The following is a 16,372-nucleotide window of genomic DNA, read 5'->3' as shown; positions in this document are numbered from 1 at the left end:
TTGAAACTTCCCAATTCTTCCATTTCTATATGCAGAACTGGGGAAGCGTTAAATACTTAAAACTTTTTCACCACGTGCGATGCCTGACACACCAGAACGTACAACTTCTAAAATTGTATTCTCAGCAAGTGCATCAATAAAACCATCGATCTTATCAGTCGTACCAGCAATTTGAATCGTATAAGTCGTCGGTGTTACATCAACGATTTGAGCACGGAAAATATCAGCTGTACGCTTAATTTCCGCACGAGCTGCACCTAAAGCTTTCACTTTAATCAACATAAGCTCGCGCTCAATATGTGCACCTTCTGACAAATCAACCACCTTAACCACTTCAACTAATTTATTCAGTTGTTTTGTGATCTGCTCGATTTTGTGATCATCACCATAAGTTGTCAGCGTCAAACGAGATAAAGTTTCATCTTCAGTTGGAGCAACGTTTAAAGTCTCGATGTTGTAACCACGTTGAGAGAATAAACCGACCAAACGAGAAAGCGCACCTGCTTCATTTTCTACAAGTACAGAGATAATGTGTCTCATGCCGTGCGCTCCCCTTTACCTAACCACATATCTTTCATCGACTGGCCTGCAATAAGCATTGGATAAACATGCTCGGTACGGTCAACCATGACATTAATGAACACACATTTATCATTAATCGCCATCGCTTCTGCAAGCTTAGATTCAAGCTCATCTGCGTGGTCAATTTGAATACCAACGTGACCGTAAGCTTCCATTAACTTGGCAAAGTCAGGTAATGAGTCAACGTATGAACTTGAATGACGTCCTTCATAGTTCATATCTTGCCATTGTTTAACCATGCCTAGAGCTTGGTTATTTAAGCAAAGAATTTTCACATTTAAGCCATACTGCTTACATGTTGATAACTCTTGGATACACATCTGAATCGATGCTTCACCAGTAATACAAACCACTTGCTGATCTGGGAAAGCAAGTTTAGCTGCCATCGCATATGGTAAACCAACACCCATGGTACCTAGACCACCAGAGTTGATCCATTGACGTGGACGCTTATATGTATAATACAAAGCACCAAACATTTGATGTTGACCCACGTCAGACGTGATAATCGCTTCACCATTTGTAACTTTGCACAAAGCTTTAACCACTTGCTGTGGTTTCATTGAACCATCAGTTGGTGTTTCATATTTCAAACCGTGGACTTTGCGCCACTCATTGATTTGTGACCACCATTCAGCAATAGCTTCTGGGTTTGGCTTTGACACATTCATTTGTTTCAACTGAGCCAACATTTCTTGAAGGACAGGCTCAACAGCACCCACAATCGGGATATGCGCCATAATCGTCTTCGAAATTGTTGCTGGGTCAATATCAATATGAATGACTTTAGCATTTTGACAGAACTTAGCTGGGTTGTTGGTTACACGGTCATCAAAACGCGCACCAATTGCCAAAATGACATCTGCATTGTGCATCGTCATATTTGCTTCATAAGTTCCATGCATACCCAACATACCCACAAATTGTGGATCATCGCCAGGGAAAGCACCTAAACCCATTAAAGTATTTGTTACTGGGTAGCCAAGTAAATGCGCAAGTTCTGTTAATAATTCAGAAGCATTACCTTGAACAACACCACCACCAGTATAAATAACTGGGCGTTTAGCAGTAATTAATTCATCAATTGCTTTACGAATCTGACCTGAATGTCCACGTGAAGGCGGTTGATAAGAGCGCATTTTCACTTTTTCTGGATATTCGTAAGCAAATTTCTCTGCTGGGTTAGTCGCATCTTTAGGAATATCAACCACAACTGGACCTGGACGACCAGATGAAGCGATATAGAATGCTTTTTTGATAATTGCTGGAATTTCACTAGCATGACGCACTTGGAAACTATGTTTTACGATTGGACGAGAAATACCAACCATATCTGTTTCTTGGAATGCATCTTCTCCAATTAAATGAGTCGCAACTTGACCAGACAAAATCACCATTGGGATTGAGTCCATATATGCCGTTGCAATTGGAGTAACTGTGTTTGTTGCACCAGGTCCTGAAGTGACGAGCACTACACCTGTTTTACCCGTTACGCGTGAGTATGCATCTGCCATATGACCAGCAGCTTGCTCATGACGTACAAGGTAATGATTAATTTTGTCTTGTTGAAATAGCGCGTCATAGATATGTAAAACTGCGCCGCCTGGATAACCAAAAACATGCTCTACGCCTTCGTCCGCAAGCGCACGAACGAGCATTTCACCACCAGATAAAAGTTCCAACGTGATTCACCCTAGTGTTTGCACAATTTATGGGAGACATAAACTGTGTTCATTCATTAACTTTATGCACTTTTTATAAGTGTGCGTATTCTACTCGTTTTTGCTGCAATAGGAAAAATTTTCTGACTCATCAGCCGTATAAGCTGTTATTACATCTCGAATCAAAATATGTTGGGATAAACATATTTCAAAAAATCATTCTCTCGGCTAGAAAGAATGTCCATTGCAAGCCATGACATTTATCCGAAGGGTGATCAAATAAACGCATATAAAACTAAAGCATGCATTTTTGTTGCTTTCATATACAAAGTCAATAACAAAGAAAAGGTTTTTTAAGAATATTTTTTAGCTGTTGCTTTTTTAAGCACTATTCACGCATTTTTTGAATGTAGTACCACTCCATTTATCAAATAACTATTTTCTTTTTCAGTAAAAATAGGCATTGTTATTCACGCATAAAAGCACTTTGATCGAATGTAGACAAAATTCTCTTGGGGAGATCAAATATGACATCAAATCATTTAAAAACAAGCTTATACGCTTTAGCAGCGACAGTTATGCTTCTAAGTTCTAGTCAAAACCATGCACAGCAATATTACAAATGGGTCGACGCTAGTGGCTCCACTCATTACACAGCCACTCCACCTCCAAAAGGTGCAAAACGTTTAGATAAAGTCACAACCTATGGTAGCCACAACTACAGTTCCAGCAATCCAACTAGTACAACAACACAAGCAACTCAAACGCCACAAAGCGATATAAATCAACAAAACAATTCATCGACTACGAATATGCCTACCGATAATTCTAAGCCTGTTCCAACAGTAGAAGCACCAAATGTATCTTCGAATTCAGGTGTAAAAGTTCAGCCAAAACTTTAAATAATAAAATTCGATTAAGGTGATGAAATAAGACATCACCTTAATTCGTCTATAAAACGACTAATCTTATTTCCCCATGAAAAACATCTTTCATCTAATCATAGTAATATTTAGTAAACCAAACGAAAAAGTGAAGTAGCTGATCAACAGAACACGGAGAAATTAACCAACTCAAGAACATCAAATCGATAAAAGCACTGAAATAGAACCACTGATACTCAATATCCAGAAGATAAAATCTTGCTCTAAAAACTGACATTCGCCCCTATTTTGCGCTATGCTGTGCGGCAATCTTAACTTTAATTTTTGTTGTATCGCATATCCCTATGACGACTTCTCACATTGACTCCGAATATCAAGCAAGTGCCATTGAGCCTCAAGTTCAACAAGACTGGGACAATCGCAAAGTTTTTAAAGTTGCAGACACTGTAGAGGGCAAACATCGCTATATCCTGTCGATGTTCCCTTACCCAAGTGGCAAACTGCATATGGGGCATGTGCGTAACTACACCATTGGTGACGTGATCAGCCGTTTTTACCGTCTAAAAGGCGAAACGGTATTACAACCAATGGGTTGGGATGCGTTTGGTTTACCTGCTGAAAATGCAGCGATCGCTCATCAAGTTGCACCAGCAAAATGGACATTTGAAAATATCGCATATATGCGTGACCAATTAAAAAAATTGGGTTTGTCTGTGGACTGGGATCGTGAATTTGCAACCTGTACACCAGAATACTATCACTGGGAACAATGGTTATTTGTTCAGCTTTATAAAAAGGGTTTGATTTATCGTAAGCTCTCAACAGTAAACTGGGACCCAGTTGACCAAACTGTTTTAGCAAACGAACAAGTTGAAAATGGTCGTGGATGGCGTTCTGGTGCATTGGTAGAAAAACGTGATATTCCAATGTATTACTTCCGCATCACAGACTATGCACAAGAATTATTAGATGATTTAGACACCTTGCAAGATGGTTGGCCACAACAAGTGTTGACCATGCAACGCAATTGGATCGGCCGCTCTACGGGAATGGAAATTACTTTCCCATCTGCAAATACAGAAATTTATGCTGATGGCTTAACCGTTTACACAACGCGTGCTGATACCTTAATGGGTGTGACTTATGTTGCTGTTGCAGCAGAGCACCCTCTTGCGCTTAAAGCAGCAGAAAACAATCCTGAATTGGCTGCATTTATCGAAGAATGTCGCATGGGATCAGTGGCTGAAGCTGATTTAGCGACTGCCGAAAAGAAAGGCATGGCAACAGGTTTATTCGTAAAACATCCTGTAACTGGTGATGAGCTTCCTGTCTGGATCGCAAACTACGTATTAATGTCATACGGTTCAGGTGCTGTGATGGCTGTGCCAGCACACGACGAACGTGATTTTGAATTTGCCAACAAGTTTAATTTGCCAATCAAACAAGTGATTGATGCCAAAGGTACTGATGATGCAGACTACTCTGCAACTGAATGGCAAGAATGGTATGGCTCTAAAGAAGGTAAACTCGTAAATTCAGGCGAGTTCGACGGTTTAGATTTCCAAGCTGCATTTGATGCTTTCCTTGCGAAATTAGAACCACAGAATTTAGCAAATGCTAAGGTTCAATTCCGTTTACGTGACTGGGGTGTATCTCGTCAACGTTACTGGGGTTGTCCAATTCCAATGATTAACTGTAACACTTGTGGTCAAGTCCCAGTGCCAGAAGATCAATTGCCAGTGGTATTACCAACTGATGTGGTTCCAGATGGTTCTGGTAACCCATTAAATAAAATGCCTGAATTCTATGAGACCAAATGTCCTTGCTGTGGTGGCGATGCACGCCGTGAAACAGATACCTTGGATACTTTCGTAGAATCATCTTGGTACTATGCGCGCTATGCATCTCCTGACTTTACAGGTGGTATGGTAAAACCAGAAGCTGCTCAAAACTGGCTTCCTGTAAACCAATACATCGGTGGTGTTGAGCATGCAATTCTCCATTTACTTTATGCACGCTTCTTCCACAAATTAATGCGTGATGAAGGTGTAGTACAAGGTAACGAACCATTTACCAACTTGCTTACTCAAGGCATGGTGTTAGCTGATACCTTCTATCGTGAAGCTGAAAATGGTAAGAAGACTTGGTTTAATCCTGCTGACATCGAATTAGAACGTGATGAGAAAGGTCGTATTCTTTCTGCAAAATACTCAGGTGATGGTCAAGAAGTTATCATCGGCGGACAAGAGAAAATGTCTAAGTCGAAAAACAACGGGATCGACCCACAAGCAATTATTGATCAGTACGGTGCAGATACAGCACGTGTATTCATGATGTTTGCTGCACCACCAGATCAATCTTTAGAATGGTCAGATGCAGGTGTCGAAGGTGCGAACCGCTTCTTAAAACGCGTATGGCGCTTAGCTGCTGGTTTCTTGGAAACGGGGAATCAAACAACGACGATTGATACTGCGAACTTGTCTAAAGATGCGCAAGATCTACGTCGTAAAACGCATGAAACCATCCAAAAAGTGGGTGATGACATCGAACGTCGCCATGCATTCAATACTGCGATTGCAGCATTGATGGAGTTGCTGAATGCAACTAACAAGTTTGAAGCAAAAGATGATAATGATGCTGCTGTAGCACGCGAAGCAATTACTACATTATTAACCTTGCTTGCTCCATTTGCACCGCATCTCAGTCAAACTTTATTGACTCAGTTTGGTATCGACTTAACAGCTGCTGCCTTCCCGCAAGTGGATGAATCAGCATTAACACGTAATACACAAACGATTGTTGTACAAGTGAATGGTAAGCTCCGTGGTAAGTTAGATGTCGCTGTCGATATTTCAAAAGATGATTTATTGGCTTTAGCAAAAGCTTTACCAGAAGTTCAACAATTCTTAACTGGACCGACCAAGAAAGAAATTGTTGTACCAAATAAACTTGTGAATTTAGTGGTTTAATTTTCTGTTTAAACTCCCTCTCCTAGTGAGAGAGTGAACTTTATCGAAACAAAACCTCATCAAAGCCCGCTGTCATTCAACGGGCTTTGATTCTAAAATGTGGTCAAATTATCAAGATTAAATCTTCCATATTTGCTGGAAGATTATAAGGACAAAGCATGCATATAGCTCAACGTTTCGCTGCGATTGTTTTAACATTAGGCCTAAGTGCAGGCTTAGCCAGTTGCGGTTTCCATTTGAAAGGAAGTAATCCAACGGCAACGCCTTTGGTATATAACAAATTAAATCTTGTTTTACCTGACAATACCGATGAGCTTGAAAATCGTCTGAGCATTTACTTGAGTGCAACAGGTGTACAACTGAGTAATGCGAATGATGCTTATGTACTGCGCATTTTAGACTACACGCCTCGCCGTCAATTATTGAATGGAAAATTAACTGAGGTCTTGCTTCGTCTAACAGTGACTTTCCAAATTGAAGATCGTCAAGGCAATAAAATTACTGAACCTCGCACATTAACTGCATCACGTAGTTATCAATATGATGTCGCAACGGTCAATACAGACAATCAACAAGAAGCTTATTTAAATAAGATTGTAATTGATGATGTGGCTCAACAGATTACACGTCAAATTGCAGCAAATCGTTTACCGAAAGCACAGTCGTAATCGCAGTTTATGAAATTAGATTATGTTCAAGCTTTAAAACGTGTAAATGAAGCCCGTGGTGCATGGATCATCCATGGGCAAGAGCCTTTGCTAGAACAAAATCTACTCGATACATTTCGTAAAGCGTGGCAACAACAAGAAGTTGAACGTCAACGCTATGATATTAGCAGTGTGAATGACTGGAAAAATGTCTTTAATGCATTGAATAGCCTGTCATTATTTTCTCAACAACTCGCAATTGAAGTCCATGGCAACATCAAACCCGATGCCAATGGGCTAAAACAGCTCAAAAGTTATATTCACCACAATGAACATAACTTATTGCTTATCGTATTACCGAAACAAGATAGCAGTAGTTTAAAGTCCGCTTTCTTTCAGGTGGTTGAAGCAAATGGTGTTGTAGTTCCCTTAACGGCAACCTATCCGCAAGACCGACAAAGAATATTAAGTATTGAAGCCGACAAGCTCGGAATCCAATTGAATAATGATGCATGGCAATGGCTGATGCAGCATCATGAACATAACCTACTGGCAGCCAAAAACAGTTTGATGCGTGTTGCAGATACCTTTCCCGATATCAAACAAATCCAGATTGAACAACTCTATGCGTGTTTACAAGATCAATCACGCTATACCACCTATGATTTAAGTGATGCATTATTAACAGGAAATTTAGCTCAATCCGTTAAAATCTATCAGTATCTTCTTGCTGCTGGCGAACCAGATAGTTTGATCTTATGGACACTCAGCAAAGAAATGCGTCTACTCATGCAACTTTTTGAGCAGCCACAGAATGCATTGCAACTAGGGATTTGGAAAACTAAAGTTTCGCTTTATCAGCAAGCATTACGCCGCTTAAACCCTCGACAGTTTTTAAAATGGCCTGAACTTTTATTAGCAATAGATGCTGCAATTAAAGGAATGTCTAAAGAAAACTCAGAACATCTGATGCTTCAAGCAATCAGTGAACTGTGTGGTACAACTTTATTTCCAAGCTTTTCTTAAAGATAAATAAAAAAGGATGACTTTATGTCATTGGATTTAACCACAATCCAGAAAGAACAAATCAAAGATATACTTTCGCGTGCTGATGCTCTTATTATCAGCGCAGGTGCTGGCATGGGTGTTGACTCTGGGCTACCTGATTTTCGTGGTAATCACGGTATGTGGCAAGCCTATCCTGAACTAGGCAAACAACGAATTGATTTTACAGAAATCGCCAATCCATCCGCTTTTCATCGCCATCCACGTTTAGCTTGGGGCTTTTACGGACATCGTTTAGCACTCTATCGTAAGACTCAACCCCATATAGGTTTTGAATTACTCAATCAATTGGCAGAGAAATTAGCACTACCTTATTTTATATTCACTTCTAACGTCGACGGGCAATTTCAAAAGGCAGGCTTTAGTCCAAAGCAGATTTATGAATGTCATGGTTCAATTCATCATTTACAATGCTTAGCTAGTTGTACTTCAGAAATTTGGTCAGCAGATGACATCTCGCCTGAAATCGACCATCTAAATTGCCAATGGTTAGATGACCTCCCTCACTGTAAACATTGTGGCGGTTTGGCACGTCCTAATATCTTAATGTTTGATGACTACGAGTGGATTGCTCAGCGACAAACACAGCAACGAAATCTTTTAGAATCCTTTATAAATCAATATAAACAACCACTTGTTATAGAGATTGGTGCAGGTACAGCTATTCCAACAGTACGCTATTTCAGTGAACGATTTGCGCCCTCTCTGATTCGTATTAATCCTCGTGATTATGCTTTACCCAAAACAGGTGGAATCGCTCTTGCCATGAGTGCTACACATGGTATTCAAATAATATATGACATTTCCACGACATAGCATCACAGCCAAATAGTAAATAATTCTCATTCTAAATTAAAAATATCCACGCTTTATCCTTATTTCACTTTTATACTAAGTTTATTTTCTTCATTTTGACCTCGTGACCATGCCAAAAACAAGCTCTAAAAAAATTCAACCTCGCAAAATAATATTGATCGCTCTCGGTGTATTGATCATAGCAGCACTAGGTTGGATGTTCTTTAAACCTAAAGCTGAAGTTCCACAATATATTAGTGCTGAAGTTTCGCGTGGTGATATTGAAGATTCTGTTTTAGCCACAGGTGTATTGGAAGCCACCAAAATGGTGAGTGTCGGTGCACAGGTTTCAGGTCAAGTGAAAAAAATGTACGTGCAATTGGGTGATCAAGTTAAACATGGTCAGTTGATTGCTCAGATTGATTCGATTCGTCAAGAAAATGATTTAAAAACGGCTGAAGCAAGTATTAAAAATCAACAAGCCCAGCTTGCCGTTCAACAAGCAAATTTGGCAAAAGTTGAAGCTGAATACAAACGCCAACAAGCGATGTATAGCCAAGATGCAACATCACGTGCAGAGCTTGAAACAGCACTAGCAAATTACAAAACAGCTCAGGCACAAATAGCTGCGATTAATGCTCAAATTGAACAATCTCGCTTAACTCTGGCAACAGCGAAAGAAGACCTCGGATATACCCGTATTGTTGCACCTATGAATGGAACTATCGTGGCAATCGTGACTGAAGAAGGTCAAACGGTAAATGCGAATCAAACGGCTCCAACCATTGTAAAACTTGCAACTCTCGACACGATGACCATTAAAGCTCAGATTTCAGAAGCAGATGTGATGAAAGTTGAGAAAGGTCAAACCGTTTATTTCACCACCTTAGGAAATAGCGAGAAAAAACATTATGCGACTTTGCGTCAAGTAGAGCCCGCTCCAGATTCAATCAATACTGAAACTACGAGCACGAACTCTTCTTCATCAAGCTCTGCGGTCTATTACAACGCACTTTTTGACGTACCTAATGAAGATGGCAAACTGCGCATTGATATGACTGCTCAAGTCTATATTGTGTTAGCAGAAGCAAAAAATACATTAACAATCCCAGCAGCTGCGATTCAAGCAAAACGATCTAATACAAAAAATACTGCTAAAACCTCAACCGATAAAACCGAGGGTAATACCAATAAAGAAGTTCAGCGTCCAAAACGTTTGGAGTTAACAGCTGAAGAACAGAATCTAATTGCTCAAGGAAAAGCATCAACAGGAATGGTTCGTGTTTTACAGGCTGATGGTAGCGCTCAACCACAGCAAGTGTTGATCGGACTCAATAACCGTGTAACGGCGCAAGTATTGAAAGGACTCAAACAAGGTGACCAAGTTGTGATTGCAGATGCTTCCGACAACTCAAATGAAGCAGCAAAACGCAGTAACCAACGTGCAATGAGAATGTAATATGACTCAAAATCAAACGCATTCGTCACAGCCGCTACTTGAAGTCAGCAACCTGACTCGGGAATTCCCTGCAGGTGAAGGTACAGTCCAAATCCTCAAAGGCATTGATTTAAAAATTTATGCGGGTGAATTGGTTGCCATTGTTGGGCAATCTGGATCAGGTAAATCCACACTCATGAATATTTTAGGGTGCTTAGACAAACCTAGTTCAGGCAGTTATTTGGTCAACGGACGTGAAACACGTCAACTTGAACCTGATGAACTTGCCCAATTACGCCGAGAATATTTTGGTTTTATTTTCCAGCGTTATCACTTACTCGGTGATTTGAGTGCATCTGGTAACGTTGAAGTCCCTGCAATTTATGCAGGTGTCGATAGTCATCTTCGTCAGGAACGTTCGGCTGAATTGCTCTCTGAACTTGGCTTAGAGGAGCGTCTACATCATCGTCCAAGTCAACTTTCAGGTGGTCAACAGCAACGCGTTTCGATCGCACGTGCATTAATGAACGGCGGTGACGTGATTCTTGCCGATGAGCCAACAGGAGCATTGGATAAGAATAGCGGTATTGAAGTCATGCGTATTTTGCGTGAACTCAATGCTAAAGGTCATACCATCATCTTAGTTACACATGATCTCAATGTAGCAAAAAACGCGACCCGTATTATTGAAATCAGTGATGGCAATATTATTTCAGATCGCGCTAATACACCTGAAAATGATGATCCTGATGTAGAACGTCAGACACTACAACGCTCACCGCAAAAGAAAACCTCAGCTTGGCGATCTTTCTTTGATCGCTTAGGTGAAGCGTTCCGTATGGCATTGCTAGCGATGAATGCCCATCGAATGCGTACCTTTTTGACCATGCTCGGGATTATTATCGGAATTGCATCTGTAGTTTCAGTGGTTGCATTGGGTAATGGGTCTCAGAAGCAAATTCTTGAAAATATTAGTAGTCTCGGTACGAATACCATTACTGTGTACCAAGGACGAGGATTTGGTGACAACTCACGAGCCTCACAAACCAAAACACTTGTACCTGCGGACGCAGATGCACTTTCAGAACAACCTTATGTTGATGGAGTCAGTCCTTCTGTTAATACAAGTGTGACCTTACGTTTTAAAGAAACTGAAGCATCTGCAACCGTCAATGGTGTAAGTTCGGATTTCTTCTATGTGCGCGGTATGACTTTTAAATCGGGGCAACCTTTTGATAAAGGCAGTGTGACCCAACGCGCACAGGATGTGGTCATTGATACGAATACCGAGAAAACCTTTTTCTCTGATGGTACTAATCCAGTCGGTCAAGTGATCTTATTGGGCAGTGTACCGAGTCGAGTAATTGGTGTCATTGATGCGCAACAAGGTTTCATGGGTAGTTCCGACAGCTTGAATGTATATCTTCCCTATTCAACGGTAATGAGTCGAATGCTTGGTCAGTCTAATGTGCGTAGCATCATCGTACGCATCAAGGATGAATACCCAAGTAGTGCTGCTGAAAATGCAATCCTAACCTTACTTGAACAACGTCATGGTGCTCAAGATGTGTTTACCCAAAACTCCGATAGTATTCGTGAAACGATCGAGCAAACCACAGCGACAATGACATTGTTAATTTCAGCAATTGCTGTCATTTCACTGGTCGTGGGTGGTATTGGGGTCATGAATATTATGTTGGTTTCAGTCACCGAACGTACCCAAGAAATTGGTGTCCGAATGGCGGTGGGTGCTCGACAAAGTGATATTTTGCAGCAGTTCTTGATCGAAGCGATTTTGGTCTGCTTACTGGGGGGCGTGCTAGGTGTATTGCTTTCACTTGGGATTGGACAAATTATCGGACACTTTGCCAAAGGCATTATTGAGATGAGCTATTCAACGACATCTATTGTTGCAGCATTTGTATGTTCTAGTCTGATTGGTATCGTTTTTGGTTTCTTACCAGCACGAAATGCGGCGCAACTCGATCCAGTTGCAGCACTAGCAAGAGAATAAGGAATTTGAGTATGTCTTTTCATTTTAAAAAATTAGGATTAGCACTGGCACTCACAGGTTCTTTAGCTGGCTGTTCTGCTGTTGTTAAAACACCATACAACTCGCCATCGGTACAGGTTCCTCAACAGTTCCAATATGATGTGCAAAAGAACAAAAATGTAAATCTGAGCGATCAATGGTGGACACTCTTTAATGATGCTCAGCTCAATCAGTTGGTTGAACAAGTTCTCGCTAAAAACAGTGATCTTATAGTTGCTGGTATCACACTGAAACAAGCTCGCTTACAAGCTGGCTTAGCTGAAAACCAACAAGGCATCCGTACCAGTTCAAGTGTGTCAACAGGTCATAACTATGATCTAAGCTCAGGAAATGGTACTGATCGTGGTTTATCGACCAGTGTGGGTGTCAGTTATGAGTTAGATTTATTTGGTAAACTTGCCAATCAAACTGAAGCGAGTCGTTGGGAAGCTCTTGCAAGCGCACAGGACTTACAAGCAACCGCGCAAAGTTTAGTTGCCACCACAGCCAAACTATATTGGCAATTGGGTTATTTAAATGAGCGATATAACACCATCCAACAGAATTTAGCTTCTACACAGAAAATTTATGAATTAGTGCAATCACAATACAAAGCAGGTGCGGTTTCAGGTTTAGATTTAACTCAAGCAGAACAATCGGTTCAAAGCCAAAAAGCCAGTTTGAGTCAGATTGAACAACAACGTGTAGAAACACGTACAGCCATTGCAGTATTGCTACATATGCCTGTACAGCAACTGAATATTCAAGAACCGAAACAGCTTCCAAGAAATGCTCTGCCGAATATCGCTGTGGGGCTACCTGCGGATATTTTGTCGCGTCGCCCAGATTTACAAGCTTCAGAATTACGTCTACGTAAAACGCTATCGAATAAAGATGCAACCAAAGCCAGCTACTACCCTTCGATTAATCTCACAGGTAATTTAGGTGCTTCGAGTACATCGCTGACACAACTTTTGAAGAATCCTGCACTCACTTTAGGTGCGAGTTTAAGCCTACCCTTTCTTCAATATAATGATATGAAGAAAGATATTGCGATTAGTGATCTGGAATATGAAAAAGCGATTATTCAATATCGCCAAACGCTATACCAAGCTTTCGCTGATGTAGAAAATGCATTGTCGAATCGAACACAACTGAATCAGCAAGTACAGTTACAGCAACGTAATGTCGAGTTAGCTAATAAAACTGAGCGACTTACCGAAGTGCGTTATCGAAATGGTGCAATTGCCTTAAAGAATTTACTTGATGCTCAAGAGACCACACGCAATGCGCGACTCAGCTTAGTTGAAACCAAGCAGAGTCAATACAATGCCTATGTGACTTTGATGCAAGCACTAGGTGGAAGTCCTGTGAAAGAACTACCTGAGCAATAACACACGAGTTGATATTGTTTACTTTCTTAAAGTTCTCAACTCATTTTGAATGGGCTGAGAACTTTTGATTTTATCCATCAAATCTATGCATTGACGCAAATCTTGCTGTTTTATATGTTGATCGAAATAAAAAAGAAAATACAACTATCTATATTATTTTTGAGTGTATAGCATATATGGTCATATAATTTTATCTAAACATAACAAATTGATAATTGGGAAGGATTGATAACAAATGAAATTTATAGACCTAATCCGTACAATATTAGAAAATCACCCTAATGGTATGACTCCACAGCAAATACGTGATTATCTAAAAACTAAGTATCCCAACTATTACGGAACTGAAGCACATAAACGAAACGTTGAAAAAGGTCATTACAATAATTTAGATCATGCCTTACTAGCAGAAATTTATATAGCAACTCGTCAAGCTTCTGATATTTTCTCAGATAGATCTACAAAACCAATGACTCTTTTTTTAGAATCTTCATCATATACTCATTATGATTATGACTCCAAAATAATAGAAGAGACTATAGAGAATGAAGACCTTTCTCGTTTAGAAAAAGGGGTTGGCACTGTTTATGTGTTAGGGACAAATCTATTCACTGAAAATGGTCATGAAATAGTTAAAATAGGTATAACCACTGGCGATGTAGCTCAGAGAATACAACAACTATATACAACTGGCGTACCTACTAAATTTCGTGCATTGAAGACTTATGATGTACAAAATTATGCTGAACTCGAACAAGCACTCCATAAATTACTTGATCCATATAGAATTAATAGAGCTAGAGAATTTTTTATTGATAAATGTCTTCCATTTATTGAAAAGGTTGTGTCCTTACATACCGAAATTCTAAAAACACAAGTCATTCAAGGATAATGTCTACAGAAGCAGCCCCAACATATCTCCAAGCATTATATTTGAAACCTAAGTCTACTACTAAAAATAAAGCCGCAATAAAGCGGCTTTATCTAATAATTTAGATCTATCTAATTATTCATCATCCATCATTGACTGGCTCATACCTACAGTATTGAAACCACCATCAACATAAAGGATTTCACCCGTAATACCTGAAGCCCACGGTGAACAAAGGAATAATGCTGCATTCCCCACTTCTTCAATGGTTACATTACGTTGTAATGGAGCAATTTTTTCATTGGCATCTAACATTTTACGGAATGATTTGATACCAGATGCAGCCAATGTACGGATTGGACCCGCAGAGATCGCATTCACACGAATCCCCTCTTTACCCAAGCTTAGCGCTAAATAACGAACACCCGCTTCTAAAGATGCTTTAGCCATCCCCATCACGTTATAGTTTGGCATCACACGCTCAGAACCTTGATAAGTCAAAGTCAATAAACAACCCTGACGTGCTTGTAATAAAGGTTTTGCAGCACGCGCCATCGCAACAAAGCTATACGCGCTAATGTCATGTGCGATTTTGAAACCATCACGATCTGTCACATCTGTGAAGTCACCATCTAATGTATGTGCTGGTGCAAAACCAATTGAATGCACAACACCATCTAAACCGTCCCAATGTTTTGCTAACTCAGCAAATGCACCATCAATTTCTGCATCAACAGCTACATCACAAGGGAAAACTAAGCTTGAACCAAACTGTGCTGCAAAATCATCAACACGTTTTTTCAACTTTTCATTTGGATAAGTAAACGCAAGCTCCGCACCTTCACGATGTAATGCAGCAGCGATACCGTATGCAATTGATAATTTGCTTGCAATACCAGCGATTAAAAAACGTTTACCAGCTAAAAGTCCTTGTGACATCTTATTCTCACTCGAAAAATTTTCACCACATCATGCCAACATTCCTTATTTTTCGGAATTGCATAATCCATCTTTTTTACAAACTTGCATAAAAAAATCGCCCTCAGATGAAGGCGATTTTCTTTTTAAGATAATAATTCGTTAGTCATCACCTTGGATCAGACTCAACAAACGCATAAATGAGTAATACATCCATACCAAAGTTGCTAACAGTGCAATTGCACACAACCATTCAAATGCTTTCGGAGCACGTTGTGCTGCTGCACTTTCAATTAAATCAAAATCTAAAATTAAGTTCAGTGAAGCAATTACCGCAACAAAAGCTGCAAAACCGATACCTAACCAGTTACTTTCAAAGATATAAGGAATACTTGAACTAAATGCCAAACTCATGATGATCTGAACGACAAATACCAAAGCTATTGCAATAGATGCTGAGATCACCACTGCTTTGAATTTCTCAGTTGCACGAATGATTTGGAATTTATATAAACCAAATAGAACTAATGTGGTCACAAATGTTGCAAGTAAAGCTTGTAACGGAACACCTGGAAATTTCAGTTGGAAAATAAAAGAAATACCACCTAAAAATGCACCTTCAAATAAAGCATAAGGAATTGCTAAAGCAGGTGCTGTATTGGATTTAAATGTTGTAATCAAAGCTAGAACAAAACTGCCAATTGCCCCGACGATTGCCGCTGCATATGCAATCGAAAGATTTGCTGTGAATGCACAATAGAAAAATAGAGCCATTCCGAGAACCGCTGCGATCACAGTCAAAAGAACCGATTTTTGAATCGCTCCTTGAATGGTCATGGATTCAGCCAAGTCACTATAGGTTTCAACACGAGTTAAAATTGGATTATTACTTTGCATGTATACGCTCTTTTTATAGTTAGCAATAAAAGCACAAGTTTAAGCGATTTCTTTATTCTGCCCAATATTTTTTTACATTCATTAAAAAAAGGAGCCGAAGCCACTGCTGTCCCATAGTTTGCTCTAAATAAAAAAACCTGAGTCTAAATAGTTAAAATATGAGTGCAAACAAACACTTTAACTATAAAGGACTCAGGTTTTGTCACATCAGAATACCGT

13 protein-coding genes are annotated in these 16,372 nt (G+C 39.8%); 9 read left to right on the top strand and 4 right to left on the bottom strand.

All coding sequences use genetic code 11. The annotated features are described in order from the left end of the window. Positions 1 to 48 precede the first annotated feature (48 nt). Both ilvN and MKL32_RS04210 read right to left on the bottom strand, forming a co-directional pair. On the bottom strand, positions 49 to 540 hold the full coding sequence (gene ilvN, locus MKL32_RS04215; protein ID WP_004760770.1) for an acetolactate synthase small subunit: 492 nt from the start codon (positions 538 to 540) through the stop codon (positions 49 to 51). Then, positions 537 to 2,264: an acetolactate synthase 3 large subunit gene (locus MKL32_RS04210; protein ID WP_004906563.1), complete on the bottom strand. Its 1,728-nt coding sequence runs from the start codon at positions 2,262 to 2,264 to the stop codon at positions 537 to 539. The genes ilvN and MKL32_RS04210 overlap by 4 nt, the downstream gene beginning before the upstream one ends. A 506-nt stretch (positions 2,265 to 2,770) precedes the next feature. On the opposite strand from MKL32_RS04210, the gene MKL32_RS04205 reads away from it, so the two are divergent. The 9 genes from MKL32_RS04205 to MKL32_RS04165 all read left to right on the top strand — a co-directional run bounded on the left by MKL32_RS04205 (position 2,771) and on the right by MKL32_RS04165 (position 14,359). After that, positions 2,771 to 3,145, top strand: a complete 375-nt coding sequence (locus MKL32_RS04205; RefSeq protein ID WP_212387427.1) for a DUF4124 domain-containing protein — start codon at positions 2,771 to 2,773, stop codon at positions 3,143 to 3,145. Positions 3,146 to 3,471: 326 nt separating this feature from the next. Next, on the top strand, positions 3,472 to 6,096 hold the full coding sequence (gene leuS / locus MKL32_RS04200; RefSeq protein ID WP_168154686.1) for a leucine--tRNA ligase: 2,625 nt from the start codon (positions 3,472 to 3,474) through the stop codon (positions 6,094 to 6,096). A gap of 158 nt (positions 6,097 to 6,254) precedes the next feature. Beyond that, complete coding sequence (locus tag MKL32_RS04195) at positions 6,255 to 6,764, top strand: LPS-assembly lipoprotein LptE (protein ID WP_004906557.1); 510 nt, start codon at positions 6,255 to 6,257, stop codon at positions 6,762 to 6,764. Positions 6,765 to 6,773: 9 nt separating this feature from the next. Continuing rightward, positions 6,774 to 7,769: a DNA polymerase III subunit delta gene (gene holA, locus MKL32_RS04190; RefSeq protein ID WP_004906556.1), complete on the top strand. Its 996-nt coding sequence runs from the start codon at positions 6,774 to 6,776 to the stop codon at positions 7,767 to 7,769. Between the two features lie 24 nt (positions 7,770 to 7,793). Beyond that, a complete protein-coding gene (locus MKL32_RS04185; RefSeq protein ID WP_042893141.1) occupies positions 7,794 to 8,624 on the top strand; it encodes an SIR2 family NAD-dependent protein deacylase in 831 nt (276 codons plus the stop codon). Between the two features lie 109 nt (positions 8,625 to 8,733). Then, a complete protein-coding gene (locus MKL32_RS04180; RefSeq protein ID WP_270900253.1) occupies positions 8,734 to 10,062 on the top strand; it encodes an efflux RND transporter periplasmic adaptor subunit in 1,329 nt (442 codons plus the stop codon). A 1-nt stretch (position 10,063) separates the two neighbouring features. Further along, positions 10,064 to 12,055, top strand: a complete 1,992-nt coding sequence (locus tag MKL32_RS04175; RefSeq protein WP_004960923.1) for a MacB family efflux pump subunit — start codon at positions 10,064 to 10,066, stop codon at positions 12,053 to 12,055. Between the two features lie 11 nt (positions 12,056 to 12,066). Further along, the gene (locus tag MKL32_RS04170) at positions 12,067 to 13,467 is read left to right on the top strand and encodes an efflux transporter outer membrane subunit (RefSeq protein WP_270900252.1); all 1,401 of its coding nucleotides are present in this window, start codon (positions 12,067 to 12,069) and stop codon (positions 13,465 to 13,467) included. Positions 13,468 to 13,702: 235 nt separating this feature from the next. Continuing rightward, positions 13,703 to 14,359, top strand: coding sequence for a GIY-YIG nuclease family protein (locus MKL32_RS04165; protein WP_270900251.1), 657 nt, complete (start codon positions 13,703 to 13,705; stop codon positions 14,357 to 14,359). A 114-nt stretch (positions 14,360 to 14,473) separates the two neighbouring features. On the opposite strand, the gene MKL32_RS04160 is transcribed toward MKL32_RS04165, so the two are convergent. Continuing rightward, entirely contained in the window at positions 14,474 to 15,277 is an 804-nt protein-coding gene (locus tag MKL32_RS04160) for an enoyl-ACP reductase FabI (RefSeq protein ID WP_004955561.1), read from the bottom strand. Between the two features lie 141 nt (positions 15,278 to 15,418). Continuing rightward, a complete protein-coding gene (locus tag MKL32_RS04155) occupies positions 15,419 to 16,153 on the bottom strand; it encodes a Bax inhibitor-1/YccA family protein (protein ID WP_130575902.1) in 735 nt (244 codons plus the stop codon). Between the last annotated feature and the right edge of the window lie 219 nt (positions 16,154 to 16,372).

This window comes from Acinetobacter sp. AOR34_HL (assembly GCF_027854795.1).
GTDB classification, from domain to species: domain Bacteria; phylum Pseudomonadota; class Gammaproteobacteria; order Pseudomonadales; family Moraxellaceae; genus Acinetobacter; species Acinetobacter junii.
Note: the sequence above shows the minus strand (reverse complement) of the source record. Positions and strands in the feature narration are given on the sequence as shown.

Coding starts and splice junctions, on each gene's coding strand:
- ilvN (WP_004760770.1), bottom strand. CDS start 540: ATGAGACACATTATCTCTGTACTTGTAGAAAATGAAGCAGGTGCGCTT.
- MKL32_RS04205 (WP_212387427.1), top strand. CDS start 2,771: ATGACATCAAATCATTTAAAAACAAGCTTATACGCTTTAGCAGCGACA.
- leuS (WP_168154686.1), top strand. CDS start 3,472: ATGACGACTTCTCACATTGACTCCGAATATCAAGCAAGTGCCATTGAG.
- MKL32_RS04195 (WP_004906557.1), top strand. CDS start 6,255: ATGCATATAGCTCAACGTTTCGCTGCGATTGTTTTAACATTAGGCCTA.
- holA (WP_004906556.1), top strand. CDS start 6,774: ATGAAATTAGATTATGTTCAAGCTTTAAAACGTGTAAATGAAGCCCGT.
- MKL32_RS04185 (WP_042893141.1), top strand. CDS start 7,794: ATGTCATTGGATTTAACCACAATCCAGAAAGAACAAATCAAAGATATA.
- MKL32_RS04180 (WP_270900253.1), top strand. CDS start 8,734: ATGCCAAAAACAAGCTCTAAAAAAATTCAACCTCGCAAAATAATATTG.
- MKL32_RS04175 (WP_004960923.1), top strand. CDS start 10,064: ATGACTCAAAATCAAACGCATTCGTCACAGCCGCTACTTGAAGTCAGC.
- MKL32_RS04170 (WP_270900252.1), top strand. CDS start 12,067: ATGTCTTTTCATTTTAAAAAATTAGGATTAGCACTGGCACTCACAGGT.
- MKL32_RS04165 (WP_270900251.1), top strand. CDS start 13,703: ATGAAATTTATAGACCTAATCCGTACAATATTAGAAAATCACCCTAAT.
- MKL32_RS04160 (WP_004955561.1), bottom strand. CDS start 15,277: ATGTCACAAGGACTTTTAGCTGGTAAACGTTTTTTAATCGCTGGTATT.
- MKL32_RS04155 (WP_130575902.1), bottom strand. CDS start 16,153: ATGCAAAGTAATAATCCAATTTTAACTCGTGTTGAAACCTATAGTGAC.